Source organism: Mycolicibacterium pyrenivorans (genome assembly GCF_025821625.1).
In the GTDB taxonomy this organism is placed as follows: domain Bacteria; phylum Actinomycetota; class Actinomycetes; order Mycobacteriales; family Mycobacteriaceae; genus Mycobacterium; species Mycobacterium pyrenivorans.
This window is the reverse complement of sequence record NZ_JACKSH010000133.1, coordinates 1-439: the sequence shown is the minus strand read 5'-3', so window position 1 is coordinate 439 and position 439 is coordinate 1. Positions and strand designations below refer to the sequence as shown.

At 61.0% G+C, this 439-nt stretch carries 1 pseudogene; it reads right to left on the bottom strand.

The window, feature by feature from the left end:
• Window positions 1-439, bottom strand: a pseudogene (locus H7I57_RS16270) (peptidase); the annotation flags it as partial.

The following is a 439-nucleotide window of genomic DNA, read 5'->3' as shown; positions in this document are numbered from 1 at the left end:
AACCCGGCGACGGCTTTGTCCAAATCGCCGGCCATCAGCTGCAGGCTGTCACCACTGGGTAAGTCATGCGGCTTGGCCATCTGGCGCTGAGCCTGAGCGGTCAGGCAGGCGGTGCGTAGCGCAGCCGTCGGGTTGTCGAGCTTCGCTCCGCGCTGGTTCTCCAACGCCATCATGTACCGCGATACCACGATCGAGAATGCCGTGTTGTCTCCCTGGATGAGGGACTTCTCGGCCATATCGGCCGGTGTGCCGATTTGCTGCAGGGCAGGCAGATTCACCGAAATCGTGTTCGTCGACGGGCAATACGAAGCGGGCGAATCACCCTGGGCAACATCGCATTTCGCTGGTTCGTAGGTGAGCTTCGGAGGTTGCTTCGGGGAATAGATCCCTCCGAGCAGCTCGACCAGAGTACCGATCGTGCCCTTGTCGACAGGCAGGT